Raw genomic sequence first — 691 nt, forward strand, 5'->3', positions numbered from 1 at the left:
TCAAGGCGTTCCACGTGAAGGACGCCGAGCTCAACACCTCGGGCAAGCAGGGCGTTTATTCCGGCTTCCAGGACTGGCCGCACCGGGCCGGGCGGTTCCGCTCGCTGGGCGACGGCCAGGTCGATTTCGGCGCGATCTTCAGCCAGCTGGCGGTGCACGACTATGACAGCTGGGCCGTGCTGGAATGGGAGTGTGCGATCAAGAACAGCATGGACGGGGCGCGCGAGGGTGCTGAGTTCATCGCCCAGCACATCATCAAGGTGAGCGAGAGCAGCTTCGAGGACTTCATCGGCCAGGGCGCCGACACCTCGGTGGCGCGCCGCTCGCTGGGCCTGGACCGCTGAAGGAGTCGATGGATGGTCGGTGAGAGCAGCCAGGCCAAGGCCGGGCGGCGCAGACTCAGGCTCGGCATGGTGGGCGGCGGGCAGGGCGCCTTCATCGGCGCGGTGCACCGCCTGGCGGCGCGGATGGACGACCGCTACGAGCTGGTGGCTGGCGCCTTCTCCTCCACGCCCGAGAAGTCGAGGGCGTCGGGGGCGGAGCTGGGGCTGCCCGAGGCGCGCTGCTATGGCAGCTATGCCGAGATGGCGCAGCGCGAGGCCCGGCTGAAGGAAGGCATCGACGTCGTCGCCATCGTAACGCCGAACCATGTCCACGTCCCGGCGGCGCTGGAGTTCGTGCGGCGCGGCAT

General features: G+C 69.0%; 2 protein-coding genes. Both read left to right on the forward strand.

Annotation, left to right across the window (positions count from 1 at the left end; translation table 11 throughout):
• Positions 1-344: sugar phosphate isomerase/epimerase family protein (locus tag EQG76_RS23950; RefSeq protein ID WP_235031536.1), on the forward strand; the 344-nt coding region annotated here is incomplete at its 5' end.
• Between the two features lie 12 nt (positions 345-356).
• Positions 357-691, forward strand: a 335-nt coding sequence (locus EQG76_RS23955; protein WP_159717045.1) for a Gfo/Idh/MocA family oxidoreductase, incomplete at its 3' end; no start/stop codon positions are given.

It is taken from the genome of Geminicoccus flavidas (assembly GCF_009806515.1).
GTDB classification, from domain to species: Bacteria; Pseudomonadota; Alphaproteobacteria; order Geminicoccales; family Geminicoccaceae; genus Geminicoccus; species Geminicoccus flavidus.